General features: G+C 70.9%; 26 protein-coding genes. 9 read left to right on the forward strand and 17 right to left on the reverse strand.

The features are described from left to right. Positions 1–51: 51 nt before the first annotated feature. Positions 52–699: a response regulator transcription factor gene (locus NBY69_RS27650; RefSeq protein ID WP_250304499.1), complete on the reverse strand. Its 648-nt coding sequence runs from the start codon at positions 697–699 to the stop codon at positions 52–54. Then, positions 663–1,973 (reverse strand): sensor histidine kinase, encoded by a 1,311-nt coding sequence (locus NBY69_RS27655; protein ID WP_250304501.1) that lies wholly within the window; start codon positions 1,971–1,973, stop codon positions 663–665. Before NBY69_RS27655 ends, NBY69_RS27650 begins: the two co-directional genes overlap by 37 nt. Positions 1,974–2,203: 230 nt before the next feature. Here NBY69_RS27655 and NBY69_RS27660 point away from each other — a divergent pair, with 230 nt between their 5' ends. Beyond that, positions 2,204–4,324: an MMPL family transporter gene (locus NBY69_RS27660; RefSeq protein WP_250304503.1), complete on the forward strand. Its 2,121-nt coding sequence runs from the start codon at positions 2,204–2,206 to the stop codon at positions 4,322–4,324. Between the two features lie 103 nt (positions 4,325–4,427). Here NBY69_RS27660 and NBY69_RS27665 read toward each other — a convergent pair whose 3' ends face one another. Beyond that, positions 4,428–4,955, reverse strand: a complete 528-nt coding sequence (locus NBY69_RS27665) for a winged helix-turn-helix transcriptional regulator (protein ID WP_250304505.1) — start codon at positions 4,953–4,955, stop codon at positions 4,428–4,430. Between the two features lie 372 nt (positions 4,956–5,327). Next, positions 5,328–6,347, reverse strand: a complete 1,020-nt coding sequence (gene glnII / locus NBY69_RS27670; RefSeq protein WP_250304507.1) for a glutamine synthetase — start codon at positions 6,345–6,347, stop codon at positions 5,328–5,330. Positions 6,348–6,525: 178 nt separating this feature from the next. Here glnII and NBY69_RS27675 point away from each other — a divergent pair, with 178 nt between their 5' ends. Further along, complete coding sequence (locus NBY69_RS27675; protein ID WP_250304508.1) at positions 6,526–7,428, forward strand: Gfo/Idh/MocA family protein; 903 nt, start codon at positions 6,526–6,528, stop codon at positions 7,426–7,428. Between the two features lie 31 nt (positions 7,429–7,459). On the opposite strand, the gene NBY69_RS27680 is transcribed toward NBY69_RS27675, so the two are convergent. Further along, positions 7,460–7,819 carry an arsenate reductase family protein gene (locus NBY69_RS27680; RefSeq protein ID WP_250304510.1) on the reverse strand — a complete coding sequence of 120 codons (360 nt, stop codon included), beginning with the start codon at positions 7,817–7,819 and terminating at the stop codon, positions 7,460–7,462. Positions 7,820–7,999: 180 nt separating this feature from the next. On the opposite strand from NBY69_RS27680, the gene NBY69_RS27685 reads away from it, so the two are divergent. Next, the gene (locus tag NBY69_RS27685; RefSeq protein ID WP_250304511.1) at positions 8,000–8,257 is read left to right on the forward strand and encodes a hypothetical protein; all 258 of its coding nucleotides are present in this window, start codon (positions 8,000–8,002) and stop codon (positions 8,255–8,257) included. Between the two features lie 115 nt (positions 8,258–8,372). On the opposite strand, the gene NBY69_RS27690 is transcribed toward NBY69_RS27685, so the two are convergent. The 4 genes from NBY69_RS27690 to NBY69_RS27705 all read right to left on the reverse strand — a co-directional run bounded on the left by NBY69_RS27690 (position 8,373) and on the right by NBY69_RS27705 (position 11,681). Further along, positions 8,373–9,209 (reverse strand): putative protein N(5)-glutamine methyltransferase, encoded by an 837-nt coding sequence (locus tag NBY69_RS27690; protein ID WP_250304513.1) that lies wholly within the window; start codon positions 9,207–9,209, stop codon positions 8,373–8,375. Between the two features lie 195 nt (positions 9,210–9,404). Continuing rightward, positions 9,405–10,181, reverse strand: a complete 777-nt coding sequence (locus NBY69_RS27695; RefSeq protein WP_250304515.1) for a (2Fe-2S)-binding protein — start codon at positions 10,179–10,181, stop codon at positions 9,405–9,407. Positions 10,182–10,306: 125 nt separating this feature from the next. Beyond that, entirely contained in the window at positions 10,307–11,188 is an 882-nt protein-coding gene (locus NBY69_RS27700; RefSeq protein WP_250304517.1) for an Fpg/Nei family DNA glycosylase, read from the reverse strand. 124 nt (positions 11,189–11,312) lie between these two features. Further along, positions 11,313–11,681 carry a nuclear transport factor 2 family protein gene (locus NBY69_RS27705; RefSeq protein WP_250304518.1) on the reverse strand — a complete coding sequence of 123 codons (369 nt, stop codon included), beginning with the start codon at positions 11,679–11,681 and terminating at the stop codon, positions 11,313–11,315. A 179-nt stretch (positions 11,682–11,860) separates the two neighbouring features. On the opposite strand from NBY69_RS27705, the gene NBY69_RS27710 reads away from it, so the two are divergent. Continuing rightward, positions 11,861–12,148 carry a hypothetical protein gene (locus NBY69_RS27710; protein WP_250304643.1) on the forward strand — a complete coding sequence of 96 codons (288 nt, stop codon included), beginning with the start codon at positions 11,861–11,863 and terminating at the stop codon, positions 12,146–12,148. 528 nt (positions 12,149–12,676) lie between these two features. After that, positions 12,677–13,294, forward strand: coding sequence for a hypothetical protein (locus tag NBY69_RS27715; protein WP_250304520.1), 618 nt, complete (start codon positions 12,677–12,679; stop codon positions 13,292–13,294). A gap of 124 nt (positions 13,295–13,418) precedes the next feature. On the opposite strand, the gene glnA is transcribed toward NBY69_RS27715, so the two are convergent. Continuing rightward, the gene (glnA, locus tag NBY69_RS27720; protein ID WP_250304523.1) at positions 13,419–14,828 is read right to left on the reverse strand and encodes a type I glutamate--ammonia ligase; all 1,410 of its coding nucleotides are present in this window, start codon (positions 14,826–14,828) and stop codon (positions 13,419–13,421) included. A 211-nt stretch (positions 14,829–15,039) separates the two neighbouring features. On the opposite strand from glnA, the gene NBY69_RS27725 reads away from it, so the two are divergent. Then, a complete protein-coding gene (locus NBY69_RS27725) occupies positions 15,040–15,507 on the forward strand; it encodes an RDD family protein (protein WP_250304525.1) in 468 nt (155 codons plus the stop codon). A 152-nt stretch (positions 15,508–15,659) separates the two neighbouring features. Here the strand turns inward: NBY69_RS27725 and NBY69_RS27730 are convergent, their stop codons facing one another. From NBY69_RS27730 to lipB, 4 genes are all read right to left on the reverse strand, one after another. Beyond that, on the reverse strand, positions 15,660–16,355 hold the full coding sequence (locus NBY69_RS27730) for a DUF4191 domain-containing protein (RefSeq protein ID WP_250304527.1): 696 nt from the start codon (positions 16,353–16,355) through the stop codon (positions 15,660–15,662). A gap of 19 nt (positions 16,356–16,374) precedes the next feature. Then, complete coding sequence (locus tag NBY69_RS27735) at positions 16,375–16,581, reverse strand: hypothetical protein (protein ID WP_250304529.1); 207 nt, start codon at positions 16,579–16,581, stop codon at positions 16,375–16,377. A gap of 375 nt (positions 16,582–16,956) precedes the next feature. Then, positions 16,957–17,910 carry a lipoyl synthase gene (lipA, locus tag NBY69_RS27740; protein WP_250304530.1) on the reverse strand — a complete coding sequence of 318 codons (954 nt, stop codon included), beginning with the start codon at positions 17,908–17,910 and terminating at the stop codon, positions 16,957–16,959. 152 nt (positions 17,911–18,062) lie between these two features. Next, positions 18,063–18,884, reverse strand: coding sequence for a lipoyl(octanoyl) transferase LipB (gene lipB, locus NBY69_RS27745; protein ID WP_250304533.1), 822 nt, complete (start codon positions 18,882–18,884; stop codon positions 18,063–18,065). Between the two features lie 223 nt (positions 18,885–19,107). Between lipB and NBY69_RS27750 the strand changes: the two genes are divergently transcribed. Continuing rightward, entirely contained in the window at positions 19,108–20,580 is a 1,473-nt protein-coding gene (locus tag NBY69_RS27750; RefSeq protein WP_250304534.1) for a regulator, read from the forward strand. Between the two features lie 66 nt (positions 20,581–20,646). On the opposite strand, the gene NBY69_RS27755 is transcribed toward NBY69_RS27750, so the two are convergent. Then, positions 20,647–21,951: an NAD(P)/FAD-dependent oxidoreductase gene (locus tag NBY69_RS27755; protein WP_250304536.1), complete on the reverse strand. Its 1,305-nt coding sequence runs from the start codon at positions 21,949–21,951 to the stop codon at positions 20,647–20,649. A gap of 230 nt (positions 21,952–22,181) precedes the next feature. After that, the gene (locus tag NBY69_RS27760) at positions 22,182–23,087 is read right to left on the reverse strand and encodes a TIGR01777 family oxidoreductase (protein WP_250304537.1); all 906 of its coding nucleotides are present in this window, start codon (positions 23,085–23,087) and stop codon (positions 22,182–22,184) included. A 114-nt stretch (positions 23,088–23,201) separates the two neighbouring features. Here NBY69_RS27760 and NBY69_RS27765 point away from each other — a divergent pair, with 114 nt between their 5' ends. Continuing rightward, the gene (locus tag NBY69_RS27765) at positions 23,202–23,699 is read left to right on the forward strand and encodes a GNAT family N-acetyltransferase (protein ID WP_250304539.1); all 498 of its coding nucleotides are present in this window, start codon (positions 23,202–23,204) and stop codon (positions 23,697–23,699) included. 29 nt (positions 23,700–23,728) lie between these two features. Here NBY69_RS27765 and NBY69_RS27770 read toward each other — a convergent pair whose 3' ends face one another. Then, the gene (locus NBY69_RS27770; protein WP_250304542.1) at positions 23,729–24,247 is read right to left on the reverse strand and encodes a DUF4240 domain-containing protein; all 519 of its coding nucleotides are present in this window, start codon (positions 24,245–24,247) and stop codon (positions 23,729–23,731) included. Positions 24,248–24,411: 164 nt separating this feature from the next. Between NBY69_RS27770 and NBY69_RS27775 the strand changes: the two genes are divergently transcribed. Continuing rightward, a complete protein-coding gene (locus tag NBY69_RS27775) occupies positions 24,412–25,344 on the forward strand; it encodes an SDR family oxidoreductase (RefSeq protein WP_250304543.1) in 933 nt (310 codons plus the stop codon). The last annotated feature ends 55 nt before the right edge of the window (positions 25,345–25,399 follow it).

Raw genomic sequence — 25,399 nt, forward strand, 5'->3', positions numbered from 1 at the left:
CGGGGGAATCTCTCCCCCGGGCCCACACCCATGACAGCCAGGCAGGGACCGCTAGCCTCGGTCGAGATAGGCCAGCACCGCAAGCACCCGCCGGTTGTCGTCGTCGGAGACCGGCAGGCCGAGCTTGCCGAAGATGTTCGAGGTGTGCTTCGCCACCGCCCGCTCGGTGACCACGAGTTGACCCGCGATGGCCGCGTTGGAACGCCCCTGCGCCATCAGCTCCATCACTTCCCGTTCCCGGGGCGTGAGGCTGCCCACCGGCTTGTCCTGGGCGCGCCGGGACAGCAGCTGCTGGATGACCTGCGGGTCCATCGCCGTACCGCCCGCGGCCACCCGGCGTACCGCGTCGATGAACTGGTCCGCGTCGAACACCCGGTCCTTCAGCAGGTATCCGACGCCCCCGGTGCCGTCGGCCAGCAGTTCGCGCGCGTACAGCTGCTCCACGTGCTGCGACAGGACGAGGACCGGCAGTCCCGGTCGGGCGCGCCGGGCGGCCAGGGCGCACTGGAGGCCCTCGTCGGTGTGCGACGGCGGCAGCCGGACGTCGACGACCGCGACGTCCGGCTGCAACTCCGCTAGTGCTCTGGTCAGTTCGGGGCCGGTCTCGACCGCTGCGGCGATCTCGAAGTCGTACGCCTCCAGCATCCGGACCAGGCCGTCTCTCAGGAGGAAGAGGTCTTCGGCGAGGACAACGCGCACGGAATCTCCATCGTCACCATGGTCGGGCCGCCGGCAGGGCTGCTGACGGCCAGTACGCCGTCGAATGTACCCAGTCGGCGTTCGATTCCGCTCAGCCCCGACCCCTTACCGATCACCGCACCCCCACGGCCGTCGTCGGTGACGGACATCCGCAGCATCCCGTCGGCGTGGTGGATGTCCACCCAGATCCGGTCACCACCGGAGTGCTTGACCGCGTTCGTCAGCGTCTCACTGACCGCGAAGTAGGCGGCCGACTCCACCGGGGCTTCCGGCCGTCCGTCCATGTCCACCTCGACCTCGGTCCGCACCGGCAGCCGCAGCGCCAGAGCCCGAACGGCGTCCCCGAGACCGCGTTCGGCCAGTACCGGCGGGTGGATGCCGCGCACCAGGTCGCGCAGTTCCGTCAGGGCCTCGGCCGACGACTCGCGGGCCATCGACAGCAACTTCTTCGCCTGCGCCGGGTCCTTCTCGATCAGCGCCTCGACGGTGGAGAGGTTCATGCCCATCGCGACCAGCCTGGCCTGCGCCCCGTCGTGCAGGTCCCGCTCGATCCGGCGCAGTTCGGCGGCCGAGGAGTCCACCGCGTCGTGCCGGGTCTCGGTGAGCCGGTCGATGCGCCGGCTCAGCTCGGCCTCCTTGGTGGGCGCGAGCGTCCCCTTCGTGATGCTGAAGTGCAGGTTCACCAGCTGACGGCCGAAGCGCATCCCGAGCGCGATCCAGCAGAGACCGACCAGCCCGGCGAAGAGGGCCGTGGTCGAGTCACTGACCGGCACGAAGTCGAACCAGAAGCTCTCGGTACCGCCGTTGCTCAGCGGCTTCCACAGGCCGAGGAAGATCACCAGCCCGAAGATTCCCTCGCCGAGCAGCCCGGGGGCGAGCAGCGCGACGGCCGCGCCACCCGACATGTCGACCAGCATCCACAGGAGGTCGCGCCAGGTGGCCGGGTCCTTCAGCAGGAAGGTGCAGCGCTCGACCTGTCCGGTGATCCCGGGCCGCAGGCCCTGCGGGAGCGGCCGGTACGGCAACGGAATGCGCGTCCCCGCCCACGAGGCCGCCAGTAGCCGCCGCTGATTGGCGTGGGCCCTGACCATTTTCAGTACGGCGGGCGTGGTGAGGACACCGATCCCGACCGGGATCAGGGCGATCGAGGTGACGGCCAGGGTGTAGAGCGTGACCGACCCGATGAGCGAGAGCAGCCCCAGCGCCAGCCCCTGTCCGGCCGCCACCACGGCGTCGCGCGCCTTCGCCGCCCTGGTCGGCTTGGTCGCCTTCATGATGTTCCCCTCGTTCCCGGCCGGACGTGTCACCGGCCTGCGCCCAGTGTGACCGCAACGGCAGGCCAGGTCATTGGGCCCGGCCCCCGGACGGGGGTGTACCTGGCAACACCCCACCGGCCTCGCCCTACGGCTCTCCGGAAGGGGGCCTCGACGGCTGGGGCGGCGTGCGTCCCGTTCCTAGCGTGGAGACCCAATCAACCGACGCATATTTCTGGGGGAGACACGCCATGAGGCTCAACCTCGCGGCTCGTATCGGTGTGTGGAGCGCACACCACCGCAAGACGGCCGTCTTCGGCTGGCTGCTCTTCGTCGTGCTCGCCACGGGCATCGGCGGGGCTTCCGGCATGGTCGACATGTCCGAGTCGGAGAACGGTGCGGGTGACTCGGCGCGGGCCGCGCAGATCCTGGAGGACGCGGGCCTCACCCGCCCCGCCGGTGAGATGGTCATGGTCTCCGGACAGGGCGCCGGCGACTGGCGGGCGGCGGCAGCCGACCTGCGGACGGCGGTGCACAGGACCGGCGCGGCACAGAACCTCGCGGAGCCCGTCCCCTCGAAGGACGGCAAGGACGCGCTGATCACCTTCGACATGAAGGGCGACGCGGCCACCTCCGCCGACCGGGTGCAGCCCGTCATCGACGCGGTGGCCGGGGTACGGGCGCACCGGCCGGACGTGAAGATCTACCAGTTCGGCGAGGCCAGCGCGGGCAAGCAGCTCTCCGATCTCCTCTCCAGCGACCTCCGGACGGCCGAATTCACCGCCGTACCCCTGGCGTTGGGCATCCTGCTGGTGGCCTTCGGAGCCGTGGTGGCGGCCCTGCTGCCGGTCGGTCTCGCGCTCACCGCGTGCATGGCCGCGTTCGGGCTGCTGTCGCTCGCCAGCCACCAGCTGCACCTCTTCCAGACCACGTACTCCGTGATGTTCCTGATGGGCTTCGCCGTCGGCGTCGACTACTGCCTCTTCTATCTGCGGCGCGAGCGGGACGAGCGGGCCGCGGGACACGACGCCGAGACGGCGCTGCGGATCGCGGCGGCCACCAGCGGCCGGGCCGTACTCGTCTCGGGGCTCACCGTGATGGTCGCCATGGCGGGGATGTTCCTGTCCGGGCTGATGCTGTTCAAGGGATTCGCGCTCGCCACCATCATGGTCGTCTTCATCGCGATGCTCGGCTCGGTGACGGTCCTGCCCGCACTGCTGTCCTGGCTGGGCGACCGGATCGACGCGGGCCGCGTACCGCTGCTGAACAGCCGGGGCAGGAGGGGCGCCCGGCAGAGCGGGGCGGTCGCCGGGAAACTGCTGCGGCCGGTCCTGGCCAGGCCCGCGTTCTTCGCGGTCGGCGCGGTGGTCGTCCTGCTCGCACTCGCGGCGCCCGCGCTGGGCATGAAGACCGAATCGCTGGGCCTGGAGAAGCAGTTCGGCTCGTCGTCGGAACTGTCCGTCGCCTACCGGCACATCGCGCAGACCTTCCCCGGCGGCCCCGCCCCGGCCAACGTCGTGGTCAAGGCCGCCGACATCGGCTCGCCCGGGGTACGCAAGGCGCTCGCCACCTTCGAGGAGGCGTCCGACAAGGTGACCGTCCACCAGCGGCAGAACGTCGCGGAGATCGAGGTACCGCTGCCCGGCGGCCGGGCCGACCTGACGAAACTGCGCGAGGACCGGGTACCCGCGGCGTTCGAAGGGACCGGAGCCACCGCGTACGTCACCGGGGACCTGGCAGGATCGGTGGACTTCACCGGCCAGCTGAAGCACGGCATCGTCCCGGTCTTCGCCTTCATCACGGCGGTGACCTTCCTGCTGATGCTGTTCTGCTTCCGCTCGTACGTCATCGCGGTGACGTCGGTGCTGCTCAACCTGCTCTCGGTGGCCGCCGCGTACGGGGTGATGGTCGCCGTCTTCCAGCACGGCTGGGGCGCCTCGCTGATCGGCTCGGAGAAGGTCGGCGCGATCGAGTCCTGGTTGCCGCTGTTCGTCCTCGTCGTCCTCTTCGGACTGTCGATGGACTACCACGTGTTCGTGGTGTCGCGGATCCGGGAGGCGCACGACCGGGGGATGACCACACGGGCGGCGGTGGACGAGGGCATCCGGCGGACGGCGGGCGCGGTGACCGGCGCGGCCGTGATCATGGTCGCGGTGTTCTCGGTCTTCGGGACGCTCTCCATGCAGGACATGCAGCAGATGGGCGTCGGCCTCGCGGTCGCGGTTCTGCTGGACGCGACGGTCGTGCGGATGGTGCTGCTGCCCGCGGTGATGACGCTGCTGGGTGAGCGCAACTGGCGTACACCCAAGGGTGGTTCGCGGCTGCCGGAGGCGGAGCACGGGGAGGAGCGGCGGGTCGCCACCGGTGTGTGAACCGTGACGGGCCGCGTGCGCCCCGCATGTCCTCCAGAGGACATGCGGGGCTCACGCGCGCGGTCGCCGGGCGTGGGGCGCACGCGCGCTGCCGCCGGGGCGGTCAGGGGGCGTACTTGTACCCCACCCGGCGCACCGTGTGGATGGTGTGCCGGTGCTCGCTGCCCAGCTTGCGGCGCAGCCGGGCCACATGGACGTCCACGGTCCGGCCGTCGCCCACATGCCCGTAGCCCCACACGGTGGTCACCAACTGGTCCCGGCTGTGCACGCGTTGGGGATGTGCCACGAGGTGGGCGAGCAGTTCGAACTCCAGGTACGTCAGATCGAGCAGCCGCCCGTCCACCGAAGCCGTGCGCTCCACGGTGTCGATCACGACCGGGCCTTCGGGCCTGTTACCGGCCGGAGCCGGGGCGGGCCGGTGATCGGCCGGTACGAGCACCAGGTACCCGATCATCGGCGGCTGGCCGGGGATGCTGGGCAGAGTGTGCTGCGGTGCGGGCAGCCAGGTGGCACCCGGCGGCAGGAAGTCGGCGACCGGGACCACCTCGTCCCGGTCCACCGCCCGCAGCCGGTGCCGCTGGGCAGGGACGGGGGTGGCGGTCGCAGCGGAGAAGGAACGGGTGTCAGCCATGAGTGGTCAGCTCTTTCGCGCGGAGAGGTCGTCGAGGGGACGTACGTCGTGCGCGCCGGCCGAAGGCTTCGAAGAGGTTTTAGGGGGCCGGCGCCTGTGTCGCGCGGCAACACACTCGGTCGAAGTCATGATGCTGACGGGACGGCCAGAACGGTTCGAGGTCGCTGCGACCGGTCGAGGTGTTCTGGAAGCGGGCCATGTGCCCATTGAACCAGATACCGCCGGGCGGCAGCAGGCCCCCGGGGCACGCGGGACGTGCCGAACACGCCCGGGGACGTCCCGAACACGCCCGGGGACGTCCCGAACACGCCCGGGGGCGCCCGCCGTAGTGGCGGGTGCCCCCGGACCAGACCCTCTGCGACTGCCGGCGGATCAGACCTGACCGGCCTTCTCCAGCGCGGTGCAGCAGGTGTCCACGACCAGCCGGGTCACCGTGTACGGGTCGACGTTCGCGTTCGGGCGCCGGTCCTCGATGTACCCCTTGCGGTCCCGCTCGACCTGCCACGGGATACGCACCGAAGCACCACGGTCGGAGACGCCGTACGCGTACTCGTTCCACGGGGCGGTCTCGTGCAGGCCGGTCAGCCGGTCGTCGATGCCCGCGCCGTAGTGCTTGACGTGGTCCATCGGCTTGGAGCCCTCACCCAGCGACTCGCACGCGGTGATGATCGCGTCGTACCCCTCGCGCATCGCCCTCGTGGAGAAGTTGGTGTGCGCGCCCGCGCCGTTCCAGTCGCCCTTCACCGGCTTCGGGTCCAGCGTCGCCGTCACACCGAAGTCCTCGGCGGTGCGGTACAGCAGCCAGCGCGCGATCCACAGCTGGTCCGAGACCTCCAGCGGGGACAGCGGGCCGACCTGGAACTCCCACTGGCCGGGCATCACTTCGGCGTTGATCCCGGAGATGCCCAGGCCCGCGTGGAGGCAGTGGTCGAGGTGCTTCTCGACGATGTCCCGGCCGAAGATCTCGTCGGCGCCGACACCGCAGTAGTAGCCACCCTGCGCGGCCGGGAAACCGCCCTCGGGGAAGCCGAGCGGGCGGTGGCCGTCGAAGAAGGTGTACTCCTGCTCGATGCCGAAGATCGCCTCCTGCCCGGCGAACCGGTCCGCGACCTCGGCCAGCGCGGCACGCGTGTTGGAGGCGTGCGGCTTCATGTCGACGTCGAGGACCTCGCACAGGACGAGTACGTGGGCACCTCCGCGGATCGGGTCCGGGCAGCTGAACACCGGGTTGAGCACCAGGTCGGACTTGTGGCCCGTCGCCTGGTTGGTGCTCGACCCGTCGAAGCCCCAGATCGGCAGCTCCGCGCCGTCGGCCATGATCTTCGTCTTCGAACGGAGCTTGGCGGTCGGCTCGGTGCCGTCGATCCAGATGTACTCGGCCTTGAAAGTCACGACGTCGTCCTTTGCGGTGCAGCAGTGCCGGCGGGTGCGGCGGTTCCGTGCCGAAGCATCGCAATCCGCGATTTCCCGTCCGTTGCCCGAGTGTGAACGGCATGTTTCCCTACGGGCCCTCTGTCATCTGCCCTCCCCGCCCGTCCCTGACCTCGGCCGATGGCTGAGACTGGCCCCCATGACGAAGTCACCTGGCACGAAGCCGCGCATCGGACTCCTCGGCACCGGCCCCTGGGCACAGACCACCCACGCCCCCGCACTCGCCGCCCACCCGGACATCGCATTCAGCGGGGTCTGGGGCAGGCGCCCCGAAGCGGCGGCCGAGCTGGCCCTGGCGCACTCCACGACCGCGTACGACGACGTCGACGCCCTGTTCGCCGCGAGCGACGCCGTCGCGATCGCCCTCCCGCCGGACATCCAGGCCCCGCTCGCGGCCCGCGCGGCTGCGGCCGGATGCCACCTGCTGCTCGACAAGCCGGTGGCCACCACGGTCGAGGGTGCCCGCGAGGTGGTCGCCGCCGCGGAACGCGCCGGGGTCGCCTCCGTGGTCTTCTGCACCCTGCGCTTCGCCCCCGCGGTGGCCGACTGGATCACCGAACAGGCGGCAGTGCAGGGCTGGTTCGTGGGCTGGGCCCAGTGGCTGGGCGCGCTGTTCTCACCCGGCGCGGACAGCCCGTACGCGGCGTCCCCGTGGCGCAAGGAGAAGGGCGGCCTGTGGGACGTGGGCCCGCACGCGCTCTCCGTACTGCTGCCGGTGCTCGGCGACGTGACGGAGGTGACCGCGGCCGGAGGCCCCGGGGACACGGTGCACCTCGCGCTGCGCCACACCTCGGGCGCCTCCAGCTCGGCGACGCTCAGCCTCAGCGCACCCGCCAAGGCAGCGGGCGCGACGGTGGAGTTCCGCGGTGACCAGGGCGTGGCGACGCTGCCGGAGGGCGGCGGAGGCCCGCGGGTGCCGTTCACCGCCGCGGTCGACGCGCTGCTCGCCGCCGTACGCACCGGGCAACCGCACCCGTGCGACGTGCGGTTCGGGCTGCGGCTGACCGAGATCCTGGCCGAGGCGGAGAAGCAGCTCGGCTGAAGCGTGTTGCAGAGGGCTGGTGGGGCGGGCGTTACCGGCCGAGCGCGTCGCGGACCGCCTCCTCCGTACGCCCCACCACCGCCGTACCGTCGTCCGCCGTGATGATCGGGCGCTGGATCAGCCTCGGGTGACCGGCCAGCGCGCCGATCCACCGGTCCCGCGCCCCCGCGTCACGCGGCCAGTCCTTCAGGCCGAGCGCCTTGGCGTCCGCCTCCTGTGTCCGGGTGATGTCCCACGGCTCAAGCCCGAGCCTGCCGAGCACCTCGCGGATCTCGTCCTCGGTCGGCACGTCCTCCAGATACCTGCGGACGGTGTACGAGGCGCCTTCCGCGTCCAGCAGCTCCACCGCGCTGCGGCACTTGGAACAGGCGGGATTGATCCAGATCTCCATGCGCTCCACGGTACGCCGCCAGGTACGCGAGAGGCAGCCGGGAGGGCACGTCGGAAGGGGCGCCGGACAGGCTGCCGGAAGGTGCGTCAGAGCGCCCCTGGCCAGGGGCTTTTGTCAGTGGTGGGCAGTAAAATAGAGGGAGTTCCAGAGGGTCCCACCACCAGTGCCTGGAGGCCGCCGATGGCTGTTGCCACGATCACGACGGAGCCCCTTCTCAAGAAGCCCCTGCCCGCCGGAAAGCCACGTGACTGGTACATCTCGCACAACCGCCGGCTGAAGGCGATGCGCCTGGCCATCGCCCTGCTCGACGCGGGCGTCTACCGGCCGCAGCAGGCGCCGAACCGCAAGATACGGTCCACCGCGACCCTCGTCGGGATCCACCCGCCGTCGGACGTGACCTGCCGGATGGTCCGTTACCTGATCCGCTACGGGCTCTGACACCGACCGGCCCGGTGGCCGCGGGCGTCCCGCGGCCACCGGGGACGGCACACCCTCCCGGGCCTGCTGCGTTTCCCACCGATCCTGGCCAGGGGCCACTCCGTCCAGCCACGGGTCACGCCGTCCGTCCGGGGCGACCCGTGCCGCGCCGGGCCCCGATGACGACGGTGGCGTACAACTCCTCGTCCGTGGCCACCCGGGGCACCAACCCGGCGTCGGTGACGGTCTCGACGGCCCGTGGGGCCTGCCGCTCGCTGGTCTCGAACAGCAGATGTCCGCCGGGCGCCAGCCACGGCAGTGCGGCGGCGGTCACCCGCCGCAGTACGTCCAGCCCGTCCGCGCCGCCGTCCAGTGCCACCCGCGCCTCGTGCACGCGCGCCTCCGTGGGCAGCAGCTCGATCTCCTCGGTGGGTACGTAGGGCACATTCGCCAGCAGCACGTCGACCCGGCCGCGCAGCGAGGCGGGCAGCGGGTCGTAGAGGTCGCCCTCGTAGACCCGGCCGCCCGCAGCGGCGACATTGCGGCGGGCGCACCGGACCGCGACGGGGTCGACATCGGCCGCGTACAGCTCGGCCCCTTCGAGCGACGACACCAGCGCGGCGCCCAGCGCGCCCGAACCGCAGCACAGGTCGACGACGACGGCCCCCGGCGGGGCGAGCGCGACGGCCTGCTCGACCAGGAACTCGGTGCGTCTGCGGGGTACGAAGACGCCGGGGTCCACAGCGATCCGCAGCCCCCGGAACTCCGCCCAGCCCAGGACGTGTTCGAGCGGCAGACCGGCCACCCGGCGGTCCACCATGGCGGCGAGTTCGGCGGGGGACCCGGCGGTGGAGAGCAGCAACTGCGCCTCGTCCTCGGCGAACACGCAGCCCGCGGCGCGAAGCCTGCTGACGACGGCGGAGAACGGCAGAGGCGGGAGGGGCGACGGCAGAGGTGACGGTGAGACCGGCATGTGAGCCTTTCGGGATACCTGTGGGGCTCCCTCGGCCATCTGTCTCAGACGGACCTGTGTCTCAGACGGACCTGACGACCGTGAGGGGGAGTCCCCGACCTGCTGGAGCGGTAATGGGTCTCACCTCCTGGATACGGTCCACTGCTGTGCGGTCCACTGCTGTGGAGAGGGCCACAGTACATGAGCCGGTGACGGTCAGACCGCCCGCCGACGGCGGGAACGCCGGAGTACGCAGTCGCCGCAGAGCCCACCGCCCGGGACCCGGTAGTACAGACAGCAGCTGTTGCGCAGGTAGGCGAAGCCCAGCCCCTCCTCGACGATGAACTCCCCGCTGCCCGCGAGCGGTTCACGTTCCAGCAGTGCGGCGACGAGGGCGGTGGCCCGTGCCTCGGTGTCCGGGCGCCGGCCGTTCAGTACGCGCAGGGCTCCGACCAGTGCGGATGCCGCGTTACCGCACAGGACCTGCGGCGACAGCCCGTACCGCGCGCGGAGGGTGTCGTGCAGCGGTCGCAGATGGGTGGCGGCCACGGCCGCGTGCACCGCGTCGACGGAGCGGCGCTCCTCCTCGGGCAGGTCGGCGCTCCCGGTGCCGTCAGCGGGGGAGGGACGTGGCCCGAGAGCGGCGAGAGCCGGTTCCGGCAGCCACAGTTCGACCGGCCCGTCCTCGGTGAGCCGCAGCCGGAGCCGGTCGGGCGAGAGGTCCGGCACCCGCCCGGACAGCACCACGGAACCCAGCGCGATCGACCAGAGCCGGGAGGCGAACCCGAGCTGGAAGGTCGATGCGGCCACCCGCGGCTGGTCGGTCCTCATCCGCCGCGCGTACACCGACACATACGAATCGAGCACGCCCTCGCCCGCGTACAGGGCGCTGACCGGCAGGAACCCCTCGCTGTCGGGCCGCTCGCCGTGCTCCACCGTGAAGTACGGCCCGACAGCTTCCAACTGGGCGAGCAGGTCCGAAGCTTCGTTCACAGGACGGGCACCCCACGGCTCGGCGGGACGGTCTCCTCCGGTTCCCGGCAGCCACCATTCTCGCGCGGACGGACGACGGCCGCGCACGTCAGCTGTCGGCGACGGCGGCTCCCCGACTACGAGTGCTACTTCAGCAGCCGGGACAGCCGCCGGTCCGCCAGGATCTTCCCGCCGGTCTGGCAGGTCGGGCAGTACTGCATCGCCGAATCGCTGAAGGACACCTCGCGGATCGTGTCCCCGCAGACCGGGCAGGGCTCACCCTTCCGGCCGTGGACCCGGAGCCCGGTCTTCTTCTCCGCCTTGAGGTCCCGGAGGGCAAGCCCGCGGGACCGCTCGATCGCTTCGGTCAGCGTCGTGCCGATCGCTCCGTACAGGCGGGCCACCTCCTCGTCGGAGAGCTTGGCGGCCAGCTTGAAGGGGGACATCCGCGCGGCGTGCAGGATCTCGTCCGAGTACGCGTTCCCGATCCCGGCCAGCACGGTCTGGTCACGCAGTACGCCCTTGATCTGGCGGCGTTCCCCCGCCAGCAGCTCCGTGAAGGCGGCCGGGGTGAACGCCCGGGAGAGCGGATCGGGCCCGAGCCGTGCGACACCGGGCACCTCTTGCGGGTCGTGCACGACGTACACCGCGAGCCGCTTCTGGGTGCCTGCCTCCGTCACGTCGAACCCCGTGCTGTCGGGCTCACCGTTGCCGGGTTCCGTGAGCCTCACGCGCAGCGCCAGCGGCCCCTTGCCGGGGCGGGGTGGTGCCTCCGGTAGCCGGTCGGTCCAGCGCACCCAGCCCGCTCGGGCGAGGTGCATGACCAGATGCAGGTCACCGGCCCGGAGATCGAGGAACTTGCCGTGCCGGGTCACGCCGTCGAACCGGCGCCCTTCGAGCGCGGTCAGGGGCGGGTCGTAGGTCTTGAGCGCATGGAAGGCGACCGGGTACACGCGGGCGACGGAACGGCCGACGAGGTGGTCGGCCAGGAACCGGGCGAGGGACTCGACCTCCGGCAATTCAGGCATAACGCCATTCTGCCTCGGGGCGGCCGGATCGCCTCGCCGAGCACGTCGGCTCGGCGCGACCCTGCGTATGCGCCGGAGGGCCCTGGACGCCGTCGGCACCCAGGACCCTCTACGGGGGCACCTGTCAGGCCGCCGGAACGCGGTCCAGGAAGCCGTGCACCGTACGGATGCGGTTGTCCTCCGCGAGCGCGATCACATCGAAACCGGCGACGGGCGCCGAGCCGTCCGCGACGGACACCAGCTCCCAGCCGAAGCGCGCGATGTCGTGGTGGCCGTCGACCGCACCGAGCTGCCGGAACTCGAAGCCGGGGAACTGCCCCTTGACCGCGGCGATCACGGCCGCGATCCCCTCGTGCCCCGCCACGTCGGCCATCGGGTCGGTGTAACTGCCGTCCTCGCTCCAGGCCGCGGCCACGGCCTTGGCGATGTCCTCGGCGCTTCCGGCGTTCCAGGCTTCGAGGTAACGGGTGACAGCGGTCTCGTGAACGGACATGGTGAATCAGCCTCCGGTGCGGTCGTACGGGATCTGGCTCCGAAGGCCGGGAGGAGTGCGCCTCCCGGACTTCGGATGCCCTCAGCCTGCCGCGCTTCGGGGGAGGGGTCGATTACGTCCGGGGTAATGGTGCTGCTGCCGGTTCGCGCTGCTCGCCATCGACAGCAGCAGCGAGCGACGTGAGCCCCGAATCGATCCGCTGGCCGCTGACGGGCAGCCTCAAGGACATCGCCGGAATCGGCACCGGGCCGATCGGACTCCACTACGTGAACCACGCGGGGTTCCGGCCGTCGGGTTGGCGCCGCCCGGACAACGTGTTCCGCTTCCCCGGACAGTTGAACTGGCTGCTCGGTGGCGCCGCAGAAGTCGCCGAGTCGTACGAGGAGACTGCAGCCCGGCGGCTGCCTTCCACTGGTAAGCGGCCTCAGCGCACGGCAAGTTGGGCAACACGTGGCAGCACGCAGTAGAGCTGGACCACCTGGCGACGGCTGTCCACGCAGACGAGCCCGAGGCCGCCCGGACCTACTGGGCAGAGGCCCTGACGTACCTGAGCCCCTACACGGACGGGCGCGCCACGACGGTATGCGCCCGAATTGAGCAGCGCCTCGTCTCACCGTGATGGGCCGCGACCTATTCAACGAGATCGTGGATGACGCGACGTGAAACGCAGGGCTGTCGGCATGGCTGAGGGGCGCCGTCCGAGAGCGGTGGCGACCCTCAGCCGTAACCGACATCAAGCCGGAGAATCGGCCGACCGGTTCACGCGTGGTCCGTCGGAGGCACCGAAGACCCCGGTGGACAGCGTTCGATCCTGCCAAGATGGGCCCACTACGGCATGGGGGGATCGGGTGACCGGGAACTTACGAGCGCGCGCCGCTCAGGGAGACGGCGAGGCAATCCGCCTTCTTCTACGTGCACTTGACGGTCCGGACATCGTGTCGCCGGACGACCGCGTTGCGGCAGAGGGGATGACCCCGGGCACTCTGAGGATGTGGTTGGACGCGGCGGAGACGCACCGACCGCGCTCCGACCGGCACGACGAGTACATGTTCGCCATGCGCCTCGCGGGCGTCGCCTCCGACCTCGTGTCCCTTGCCGCGAGAACAGGGGAGCGGTGGAACCAACTGCTCTCCCATCCGGTGTTCACGTCGCCCATGGTGACTGTCCCCGAGCCGCCGCCGAAGGCCCTCACAGCGCCTGTGCCCTCTGCCCCTGCGCCGTCGGCCTATGCCGTCACGTCTCCTGCGGGTGCGCCTCAAGGAGCCCTCGAAGTCGCGGCGTTCGTGGTGACCGCCGGGCTCGTACCGTTCCTCCAGACCATTGCCGCGCAGGCCGCGCAGCGCACATTCGATGCGGCGCGTGCCACCATTCGGGCCCGTCTGGGGCGTGGTGGTGGCCGGGTCTCCGGACCGCAGTTGGTGATCGAGGAACGTGGCGGCCGTGAGGAGTTCCGGGTGCCGAGCGACATTCCCGATGCGGCGCTGGAAGCGCTCGCGGCCCTCGGCGAGCGTGACCTGGAAAGGCTTGCCCGGCGCGACTCCTGGGGCCGGGTCGTCAGCGTGGCCTGGAACCCCGAGAGTCGGCGCTGGGAGCGGAGCGTCCATCGGCGCTGACCCGCTTGCCGGATCTGCCGGCGTCCCGACGAGGCGAGGGCCGCTACCCCTTGATACGGGGTAGCGGCCCTCGCTGCTGCCTCTGCGGGCGAGTCAGGACTCGCCCGGGTCACTCATCGCGTGCTTAGAGGTCGAAGTACAGCTCGAACTCGTGCGGGTGCGGGCGCAGCTGGATCGGGGCGATCTCCTGCGTGCGCTTGTAGTCGATCCACGTCTCGATCAGGTCGGACGTGAAGACCCCGCCGGCCTGCAGGTACTCGTTGTCCGCCTCCAGGGCCTCAAGGACCGCCGGGAGCGAGGTCGGGACCTGGGCGACGCCCGCGTGCTCCTCGGGGGCCAGCTCGTAGAGGTCCTTGTCGATCGGCTCGGCGGGCTCGATCTTGTTCTTGACGCCGTCCAGGCCGGCCATCAGCAGCGCCGAGAAGGCCAGGTACGGGTTGGACGACGGGTCCGGGGCGCGGAACTCGACGCGCTTGGCCTTCGGGTTCGAGCCGGTGATCGGGATGCGCATCGCGGCCGAGCGGTTGCGCTGCGAGTAGACCAGGTTGACCGGGGCCTCGAAGCCGGGCACCAGGCGGTGGTACGAGTTCACCGTCGGGTTGGTGAAGGCCAGCAGCGACGGCGCGTGCTTCAGGATGCCGCCGATGTAGTAGCGGGCCATGTCCGAGAGGCCCGCGTAGCCCTGCTCGTCGTAGAAGAGCGGGGAGCCGCCGGTCCACAGGGACTGGTGGACGTGCATGCCCGAGCCGTTGTCGCCGAAGATCGGCTTCGGCATGAACGTCGCGGTCTTGTTGTTGCGCCAGGCGACGTTCTTCACGATGTACTTGAAGAGCATCAGGTCGTCGGCCGCGGCGAGCAGCGTGTTGAACTTGTAGTTGATCTCGGCCTGGCCGGCGGTGCCGACCTCGTGGTGCTGGCGCTCGACCTGGAGGCCGTTCTTGTCCAGCTCCAGGGAGATCTCCGCACGCAGGTCGGCGAAGTGGTCGACCGGCGGGGTCGGGAAGTAACCGCCCTTGTAGCGGACCTTGTAGCCGCGGTTGTTCTCCTCCGAACCGGTGTTCCAGGCTCCGGCCTCGGAGTCGATGTGGTAGAAGCTCTCGTTCGCCGACGTCTGGAAGCGGACGTTGTCGAAGACGTAGAACTCGGCCTCGGGGCCGAAGTACGCGGTGTCGGCGATACCCGTCGAGGTGAGGTACGCCTCGGCCTTCTTCGCCACGTTCCGCGGGTCACGGCTGTACTGCTCACCGGTGATCGGGTCGTGGATGAAGAAGTTGATGTTGACGGTCTTGTCGCGGCGGAAGGGGTCGACGCGGGCGGTCGACAGGTCCGCGCGGAGCGCCATGTCGGACTCGTGGATGGCCTGGAAGCCGCGGATCGACGAGCCGTCGAAGGCGAGCTCCTCGGTCGGGTCGAATACCGCCGCCGGGATGGTGAAGTGCTGCATCACACCGGGCAGGTCGCAGAACCGGACATCGATGAACTTGACGTCTTCGTCGGCGATGAACTTCTTCACGTCGTCGGCGTTCTGGAACATCCAACTCCTCCTACTCCCGACCCGGGAGGGGCGGGGTTGCAGCTCATGGTGGGACCAGTGCGGGGTGGCACACGCTGGACCCGACCATAGGGACAGCGGATTTCTCAAGCATGACCCATTTGTTTCGCAGAAGTTAACCGGGCCGGGTGTGGTGCACGCCTCGACGACCCCGATCGTATGGGCGGGAATGCGACCGCAGTACCGTGGACGGGTGGACAACAGGCAAGCAGTCGGATCGTGGCTCTCCGGGCCGGGCGAGGCCGCGAAAGAGATGGGTGCCGACTTCGGCTACCGGGGCAAGCGGCTCGGTCTGCCGGAAGAGGGACCGGGCGCGATTGCGCCGCTGGGCCGCCGGTTCGGGGCCGTTTTCATCGACTGGGCACTCTGCATGCTTATCGCATACGGGCTCATTGCGCGCGGCGACCAGCAGGCCGTGGGGAACTGGGCGCTGCTCGTGTTCTTCGTGCTGAGTGTGCTCACCGTCTCCGCCGTCGGCTTCACGCCGGGCAAGCGGCTGCTCGGGCTGCGGGTCGTCGCGGAAGGGGGCGGGCGCCTCGGCGTGGGCCGGGTCTTCGTACGCAGTCTGCTGCTCTGCGTGGCCATTCCCGCGCTGATCTGGGACCGGGACGGGCGCGGCCTCCACGACCGCCTCGCCCGCGCCGTTCAGGTGCGGATCTGAGCAGCGAGCAGCGGCAAGCGGTAAGCAGAGACAAAAGCGGTAAGTAGAGAAGGCGGCCCGGACCTGGTGGTCCGGGCCGCCTTGTGCTCAGGTCCTGCGCCCGCACGGGAAGCCGTGCGGGTACGGGAAGGACGAGCAGGACGAGCAGGAAGTCAGCGCATCTTTCCGCCGCGCGGAGCGCGCGCACTCTTCGGCATGGGCCCCTTCGGGAGCGGCATGTTCGACATCAGGTCGCCCATCGCGCGCAGCCGGTCGTTGGCCGTGGTGACCTGCGCGCCCGTCAGCACGCGCGGCAGCTTCAGCAGCGTGGTGCGCACCTTCTTGAGCGGCACCTGGCCCTCGCCGTCGCCCACGATGATGTCGTGCACCGGCACGTCCACCACGATGCGCGCCATCTTCTTCTTCTCGGCGGCCAGCAGGGACTTCACCCGGTTCGGGTTGCCCTCGGCCACCAGCACCACACCGGCCTTGCCGACCGCGCGGTGCACGACGTCCTGGCTGCGGTTCATCGCGATCGCCGGGGTCGTGGTCCAGCCGCGGCCCACGTTTTCGAGCACCGCCGCCGCCGCACCCGGCTTTCCTTCCATCTGCCCGAAGGCCGCCCGCTCGGCGCGGCGTCCGAAGACGATCGCCATCGCGAGGAAGGCCAGCAGGAAACCCAGGATGCCCAGGTAGATGGGGTGACCGATCAAGAAGCCGACGCCGAGGAGGACGCCGAAGACGACGATTCCCAGGCCACCGACGACAAGACCGACCTTGGGATCGGCCTTGCGGGTCATCTTGTAGGTCAGGGCGATCTGCTTCAGTCGCCCGGGATTCTCAGAGTCTGCGTTTGCCTTCCTCGCCATGGCCAGAAGTTTACGCGGCCTAAGAAGTGCGGGTGGCCACGGCCTCCAGTACGTGCTGTGCGTCGACCCGGTCCTTGGCCCGGCGACGGTCCTCCAGCACCGAGGTCCAGGCATTGCGGCGGGCGGTGCGCTGGCCGTTGCTCAGAAGCAGTGACTCGACCGCACGGAGTGCGCTGGTGACGGTCGGGATGGCGGTGGCGCGTACGGACTGGGGCGCGGCCTGCATGGTGGGTGTCCTCTCGGGGAGGCGGTGGATACACAGCGGATGCGATACACGGCAGGTACGAGATGCGATACACGGCAGTTACGAGATGCGGTACACGGCAGGTACAGGAGGTGCGTACCAGCGGTGGCTACGAGCGGTACGGCGGTACGGCGACGTGCGCGGGATTCCGGGTCGTACGGGTCCCGATGGAGCGGTGTGTAATCCCAGGGTCACTGATCGGTGTTACCAAGGCATGTCCAGGCGGTCAAACGCCGGTGAAAGGTGCGATGCGCCCCCGGAAACGCCCGACGCGGCCCGTACCCGCCCCCGACCTGCGAGGACTGTACGAGCCGCGTCATTACGGCATTACCGCAGAGTAGTTCCTTGTGCGCGGTTTCACACGGCGGCGGAGCCGCGCCGGTCCATCGCCTGCTGGAAGAGACGCCCGGCGCGGTACGAGGACCGGACGAGCGGACCCGACATCACACCGGAGTAGCCGATCTCGTCGGCCTCCTCCTTCAGCTCCACGAACTCGGCGGGCTTCACCCAGCGCTCCACCGGGTGGTGACGCGCGGAAGGACGCAGATACTGCGTGATCGTGATCAGCTCGCAGCCCGCGTCGTGCAGGTCCTGCAGCGCCTGGCTGATCTCCTCGCGCTCCTCGCCCATGCCCAGGATGAGGTTCGACTTGGTGACCAGACCGGCCTCGCGGGCCTTGGTGATGACTTCGAGGGAGCGCTCGTAGCGGAAGCCGGGGCGGATGCGCTTGAAGATGCGCGGCACCGTCTCCACGTTGTGCGCGAGGACCTCGGGACGGGACGAGAAGACCTCGGCCAGCTGCTCGGGAACCGCGTTGAAGTCCGGGATCAGCAGCTCGACCTTGGTACGGCCCTCGGCCCGCTCGGCCGTCATCGCGTGGATCTGGCGCACGGTCTCCGCGTACAGCCAGGCGCCGCCGTCCTCCAGGTCGTCGCGGGCGACGCCGGTGATGGTCGCGTAGTTCAGGTCCATCGTGACGACGGACTCGCCCACCCGGCGCGGCTCGTCGAGGTCCAGTGCGGCCGGCTTGCCGGTGTCGATCTGGCAGAAGTCGCAGCGCCGCGTGCACTGGTCGCCGCCGATGAGGAAGGTCGCCTCGCGGTCCTCCCAGCACTCGTAGATGTTGGGACAGCCCGCCTCCTGGCAGACCGTGTGCAGACCCTCGGATTTCACCAGGGCCTGCATCTTGGTGTACTCGGGGCCCATCTTCGCGCGAGTCTTGATCCATTCGGGCTTGCGCTCGATGGGGGTCTGGCTGTTCCGGACCTCCAGACGCAACATCTTGCGCCCGTCGGGTGCGACAGCGGACACGTCCGGCTCCCTACAGCTTCGATTCTTCGGCGAACACCAGGGTACGCCCGTTATTTGTATGGCCTTCCTCCGGCCGACCCATGGGCGCGGAGGCACATTCCCTCGTACGGCCGGAACGCCGGCCACTCGGGCCGGATCCCGGCAGGACCGGTCTACGCGGTGGCGCGCTCGACCGTGCGCGGGGCCAGGGCCGCGTTCTCCAGGACGTCGCGGAGGTGTTTCTCCACGACGGGGAGCACCTCGGCGACCGTGACCTCGCGGCCCAGTTCGTAGCTCAGTGAGGTCACGCCCGCGTCCCGGATGCCGCACGGCACGATCCTGTCGAACCAGGTGGTGTCCGGATTGCAGTTCAGCGCGAAGCCGTGCATGGTCACGCCCTTCGCGACGCGGATGCCCATGGCGGCGATCTTGCGGTCCTCGCGGCGCTGCCCCGCGTTGGACGGGGCGTACTCGGGGCCGTTCATCCGCGGGTCGAACTCGTCGTCCTGGAGACGCGGGTCCAGATCCAGCGAGAGGCCGCCGGTCGACGAGAGTCGACCGCCGTCGGTCCCGTTCCGGCTCTCCGCCGGATCGCCCAGGACCCAGACGCCCGCACGGCCCTCGACCCGGCTGGTCTCGACGCCGAACTCCGCGCAGACGCGGATCAGCGCTTCCTCCAGGCGGCGCAGATGGGCGATGACGTCCACCGGGCGCGGCAGCTTCTGGATCGGGTAGCCGATCAGCTGGCCGTAGCCGTGCCAGGTGATCTTGCCGCCGCGGTCCACGTCCACGACGGGGGTTCCGTCCAGGGGGCGCTCGCTGTCCGCCGTCCGCCTGCCCGCCGTGTAGACGGGCGGGTGCTCCAGGAACAGCACCGTGTCGGGGACCTCGTCGGCGAACCGGGCGGCGTGCACCTCGCGCTGCTTCTGCCAGGCCTCCTGGTACTCGACGGCCTCGTCGCCGAACCCCAGACGGACAAACCGCAGCTCGCTCACGGCAGCTCCCCTTCGCATACGGACATCGCACCCCGCAGGGGGTGCCACCCCAGCCACTGTACGACCGCTTCGAACGGCACCTAAGGGCGGGCAGAAACGACACCTCCTCACACGATCGGATGAACCCGGCGCGAAGGTGGCGGTACAGGCGGTTCGGCCCGCTAAATTCACGCCGTTCCATGAGGGCTGCTCCCGGCCCGGAAGGCAGGAGACCGCACAGCTGATGACGGAACGAACCCCGCAGCGCACACCCAACCGCCAGCTCGCCGCGCTCATCGGCGAGGCTGGATTCTCCAACGCGGGGCTGGCCAGAAGGGTGGACCAGCTCGGTCTTGAGCACGGTCTCGACCTGCGGTACGACAAGACCTCGGTGACCCGCTGGCTGCGCGGACAGCAGCCGCGCGGCACCACCCCCGCCCTGATCGCCGAGGTCTTCACCCGGCGCCTGGGCCGGCGGCTGTCCGCGCAGGACCTCGGACTCGACGCCTGCGCGCCGGTCTACGCCGGTCTGGAATTCGCCGGTACGCCCGAGGAGGCCGTCGACATCGTCAGCGGTCTCTGGCGCAAGGACTCCGGCAGTCACGCCGAACTGCGCAAGATCGCGTTCACCCCGGCCGGACTCGTCGTGCCGAGCCGCGACTGGCTGATCGGCCGCCCCGACGACTGGGGTGCGCCGGGTTCGGCCGGTGGAGTGAGGCCGGTGCGCGGTGACCCGTCACCCGGCGGCGTACGGGCTGCCCTCCAGCCGCGCCCGACCGTGCCCCGCCAGCGGCAGACCGACCGCGCGCCGGGCCAGCGGGTCGGCGCCGGGGACATCGCGGCGCTGCGCGCGGTGGGGGAGCTGTTCCGCACGCTGGACCACGCGTACGGCGGCGGGCACGCCCGACAGGCACTCGTGCGCTATCTGGAGCACGAGGCGGAGCCGATGCTGCGCGGGTCGTACGGGGAGGCGACCGGGCGGCGGCTCTTCGCCGCCGCCGCCGATCTGACCAGGCTGGCCGGCTGGACCTCGTACGACATCGCCGCGCATGGTCTCGCACAGCGGTACTTCGTCCAGGCGCTGCGCCTCTCGCAGGCCGCGGGCGACCGTGGGTACGGCTCCTACGTGCTGGTCACCATGAGCCGCCAGGCCGTCTACCTGGGCCACGGCCGCGAGGCGGTCCAGCTGGCGCGCGTCGCCCAGCAGGGGGTCGGGGCCGCGGCACCCCCGGTCGTCCAGGCGCTGCTGCACTCGGTCGAGGCGCGCGGGCACGGGGTGCTCGGCGAGGCGCGGGCCTGCACGGCCTCGCTCGTGCGGGCCGAGCGCGCGATGGAGGCCGTGCGGCCCGGCGACGAAGTGCCGCACTGGGCACGCTTCTTCGACGAGGCGCAGCTGGCCGACGAGTTCGGTCACTGCCACCGGGACCTCCAGCAGTACCGGCCCGCCGCGCAGTACGCCGAACGCTCCCTCCAGCTGCGCGCCCCCGCTTTCGCGCGCTCCCGGCTGTTCTGCCGGGTGGTGCTCGCCACGGCACGGCTGGGGCTCGGCGAGCTGGACCAGGCGTGCGCGCTGGGGGCCGAATCGGCGCAGCAGGCAGGGGAGATGAGGTCGGTGCGGGCGGTCGAGTACGTCCGGGACTTCGAGCGCCGGCTTGAGCCCTACCGGGACGCGGCGGCGGTACGGGGGTACCGCGACCGGGTCGCGGCGATCGGCTGACCCCGGACGGAGCGCGCCGCGAAGGCCGGCCGTCGGCGTCGAGGCAGGCGGCCGGGCTTGCAGGTGTCACGCGGCCAGCGGCATCTCGTCCGTCGCGATGTCCGGTTTGATGCCGAAGTCCCGCATGACCTCCTGCGCGGCGCGACGGCCGGAGAGCAGCGCGCCCTGGACGGTGCTGGTGTCGCGGTGGTCGCCGCACACGTACAGCCCGGCGAGGAGCCGCACCGGGCGGCGCAGGTCGTGCGGCGGGGGCATCGCGGGGACCGCGTCGGGGGTGTGGTGGACGGCGAGCAGTTCCCAGTCGTCGGTCGGTGTGCCGTAGAGGGCGGCCAGTTGGCCGAGTACGGCGTGTTCCAGACCGGGGCGGGGAGTGCCCGGCACGGTCGAGGTGATCAGCGCCCTGCCGTCGGGTGCCCGCGAGGGGTCGACCTCGCTCATGACGGCGGTGTGCGAGACCGGCCCCGAACGGTCGGCGTCCAGCAGCAGCGCCGGTTCCGCCAACGGGCTGCGCGGGGCCGTGTGGTGAAAGACCGTCACCGGATGGAAGTCCGGGACCCGCAGGCCGGGCAGGAGCCGTGCGGCGGAGCGGGCGTCGGTCGCGACGACGAGGGCACGGCAGCCGAGCCTGCCCAGCTCCTCGGTGGTGACCGAGCTGATGGAGGCCGAGGTCACGCGCACGCCCGTCCGCACCGTGCCCGGCGGCAGCGTCGCGGCCAGCCGCTCGGGCAGGGCGTCGGCGCCACCCGCGGGTACGCACAGCCGTCCGCGGGCGAAAGCCCGCAGCGCGAGGTCGGCGCACCGGCTCGATGTGGTGAGTCCGGGGTCGCACAGCAGCGCGGACAGCAGCGGCCTCAGGAACCCGGAGACGGTACGGGGCGGCAGCCCGCGGTTGCGGAGCGCGGCCGACGCGCTCTGCTCCGGGCGGGCCAGCAGCCGCTCCACCGGAGTGGCCGCCTGGCGGGTGAGCGCCACGCCGAGCCGGGCCTGGCCGAGTGTGCCGCCCATGGGGGCGCGCTGGGCGCTCCGCAGGGCGCGCGCGGCAGTGAGTGCGCCCCGCGTGCCCCCGGGCTCGCCCGCGCGGTGCAGACGGCCGTCGCTGTGCACGAGGACGCCGGGCGAGAACAGCTTGAGATCGACCTCGCCCAGACACGGCGCCCGGAGCAGCTCCGGGTACGAGGTGCTGAGCAGCCGTCCGACGCGGTCCAGGCGGAATCCGTCGATCCGCTCCGTGGACATCCGGCCGCCGGGACCGGGTGCGGCCTCCAGGACGCTGACGGATACTCCGGCGCTGGTCAGCCGATGAGCTGCGGAGAGCCCGGCGATCCCGGCCCCCACGATGACGACATCGGCATGGAATGCGGTGCTGCGCACGTGCCCCTCCCCGAGGTCGGTGCTGCCGCGGAGTCTCGTGGAGGGCTGATTCCCCCAACGGGCCGCGGGAATGCCCTGGTTCGGGTCGAGCGTAGGGAGAGGCGCGGCGGCGGGCAGGCGCGCGGCGCGGGGGCACGGGGGCGTGGGGTCGCACGGGTGCGGGCCGCCCGGGGGAGCGGCCCGGCGAGGGCGATGCGCGGGGCTCCGCTCCGGGCCCCGGCGGCTGCTCCTCAGCCCCTCGTGACGCTGCCGGACGCCGCCCCGATCGCCTCGTCGATCCCCGGGAACGCGAATGTGAACCCCGACTCCAACAGCTGCCTCGGCAGCACCCGTTGGCTCGCCAGTACATCTCCCGCGAACTCGCCGAGCACGATCCGCAGGGCCGGTGCGGGCGCCGTGAACAGGGTGGGGCGGTGCAGTACGCGGCCCATCGCCTCGGTCACCGCCCGGTTGGTCACCGGAGCGGGACCCGTCAGGTTCACCGGACCCGCCAGCGTCCCGGTGTCCAGGATGTGGCGGAGCGCCGCGACCTCGTCGTGCAGCGCGATGAAACTCCAGTACTGGTTTCCGTCGCCCATCCGGCCCCCCAGGCCCGCCCTGAACAGCGGGAAGAGCTTGCCCCAGGCTCCGCCCTCCTTGGCCACCACCAGCCCCGTACGGGCGAACACCGTACGGATGCCCGCCTCTTCGGCGGGGCGGGCGGCCTCCTCCCACTCGACGCAGAGGTCGGCCAGGAACCCGTCGCCGGGAGGCGCGCTCTCGTCGATCGCGCGGTCGCCCGTGTCCCCGTAGTAGCCCACCGCGCTGCCGCACAGCAGCACCCGCGGGGGGACGTCCAGCGAGGCGACGGCCTCCGCGAGTGCCGCGTTGCCCAGGATCCGGCTGTCCCTGAGCGTCTTCTTGTAGGCATCCGTCCAGCGGTGGTCGCCCACCCCGGCCCCGGCCAGATTGACCACCGCGTCGCATCCGGCGAGGCCCGCGGTGTTCACGTAGCTCCGTTCGGGATCCCACTCCACCTCGTCCGCCGCGCGGGCGATGCGGCGGACCAGCCGGACCACCTCGTGCCCGTCGGCGCGCAGGGAGCGGTCCAGCGCCTTACCGATAAGTCCTGATGCTCCGGCGATCGCGATACGCATGGCCTCATCCTCACCCATCGGGGCCGCGTGCGGGCGCCGGGACCCGGGGGAGTCAGGCTCCGGGAACGGTGGATCCCGGGCGGCGGTGAACGGCCCCGTGGCAGAGTGGCGCGCATGTCCGATGCGTACATACGCGGTGCCGAACCCGCCGACGACGAAGCCCTCGGCGCTCTCGACCGCGCGACCTGGTCGACCCTGCACGCCGTGGCGCCCCGGCCCCAGCCGCCGTACCCGCCCTTCTTCGACGAACGCCACGCACCCGAGGACCACCTCGTCGCCGAGCTGGTGGGCGAGATCGTGGGCTACATCCGGCTCGGGCACCCCACGCCGCTCAGCTGCAACGCGCATGTGCGCCAGATCCAGGGCCTCGCCGTCGCGCGGGCGGCCCGCGGCCACGGGGTCGGCAGGGCGCTGCTCAGGGGCGCGTGTACGGAGGCCGGCCGGCAGGGCGCGACCCGGATCACCCTGCGGGTGCTGGGCCACAACACCCCGGCCCGCGCGCTCTACGCGGCGGAGGGCTTCGAGGTGGAGGGGGTGCTGCCGGGCGAGTTCTACCTGGCGGGCCGCTACGTCGACGACGTACTGATGGGACGCAGCCTCACTCAGCGGTGAGCCCCCCTGCGCCCTGCGCCGAAAGGCCCCTATGAGCCGAAGCGTTCCCAGAGCCGCGGGTACCGCTGGGCGAGCGACTCGTCGTCGAAGTCGACAGGCGCGCCCTCCGGCTCGGTGGCCTGCGGCGGAATCCCCAGCTCGGGGGTCTCGGCCCCGGTGAGCTGTTCGTACGCCTCGTCGGCCGCGTACCCCAGATCCTCGCCGTCGCCGTCGATCTCCTCGTCGAAGTCGTCGAGCAGGTCGGCGAGCGCGTCGGGGTCGTGCAGCGCGCCCTCGAAGATCTCCCGGCCCTGGCCGATCAGCCAGCAGCGGAAGTAGTCGAAGGCGTCGTTGTCGGTCTCGCCGAGCAGGAGGGCCGCCGCGCCCCACAGGTCCCAGCGGTAGGCGCGGTTGTAGCGGGTCTCGAAGTACCGGGCGAACTCCAGCACCGACTCCGGGTCGAGCTGCAGCAATCTCTCGGTCAGCAGATCGGCATGGTCCTCGGGGTCGCCCTCGGCGGCCGCGCGGGTGCTGTCGATGATCTCCCAGAACTCCGTCTCGTCCCTCACGCGTCCAGCATCGTCGGTGGCGCGTCCCGGCGCACGCGGAGCGCGAATGAGCGGCCCTCTTGTTACCAGGCGGTGTGACCGTCCGATGAAACGCGGTTGACGGGCCGGGCGATTCCGCGGAAATCCGGACGGAGGCTGTCGGGTATCAGTGCGACGGTGGCCGCATGGAGACAGAGAAGCCGGAGAAGCCATTGACGGGACGAATCGCTCTGGTCGCGGGGGCCACCCGAGGAGCGGGCCGGGCCATCGCCGTACAGCTGGGGGCCGCGGGTGCCACGGTGTACGCGACCGGCCGCACCACGCGTACGCAGCAGAGCGAGATGGGCCGGGCGGAGACCATCGAGGAGACGGCCGAGCTGATCACCGGCGCGGGCGGCCGGGCGTTCGCCGTGCGGACCGACCATCTGGAGCCGGACCAGGTACGTGCGCTGGTCGAACGGATCGACCGTGAACAGGGACGGCTGGACATCCTCGTCAACAACGTCTGGGGCGGCGACCATCTGACCGACTTCGGTACGGAGACGAAGATGTGGGACATGGCGCTGGACCGCGGACTGCGGATGCTGGACCTCGGAGTGAAGAGCCACATCGTCACCAGCAGCCTCGCCCTTCCCCTGCTGGTGCGGGAGCCGGGCGGCCTGGTGGTCGAAGTGACGGACGGGACGGCCGAGTTCAACCGTGCGTACCGGGAGAACTTCTACTTCGACCTGGCCAAGAACGCGCCGATCAGGATGGCCTTCAACCTGTCGCACGAGCTGAAATCGGTGGGCGGCACGGCGGTCTGTGTCACCCCGGGCTTCCTGCGCTCGGAGGAGATGCTCGACCACTTCGGTGTGACGGAGGAGACCTGGCGCGACGCGATCGCGCAGGATCCGCACTTCGCCATCGCGGAGTCCCCGGTGTTCGTGGGCCGGGCGGTCGCGGCGGTCGCCGCTGACGGGGAGCGGGCGCGGTGGAGCGGGCAGTCGCTGTCGAGTGGCGGGCTGGCGAAGGAGTACGGGTTCACCGACGCCGACGGGAGCCGGCCGGACGCGTGGGCCTACATCACGGAGGTGGCGATCGGCGGTGCGGACCGGTCGGTGGAGGAGTACCGGTAGGTGCGGGTGCGGGTGCGGGTGCGGGTGCGGGTTGTGGGTTGTGGGTGCGGGTTGT

Source organism: Streptomyces sp. A 4/2 (genome assembly GCF_940670765.1).
GTDB lineage: Bacteria > Actinomycetota > Actinomycetes > Streptomycetales > Streptomycetaceae > Streptomyces.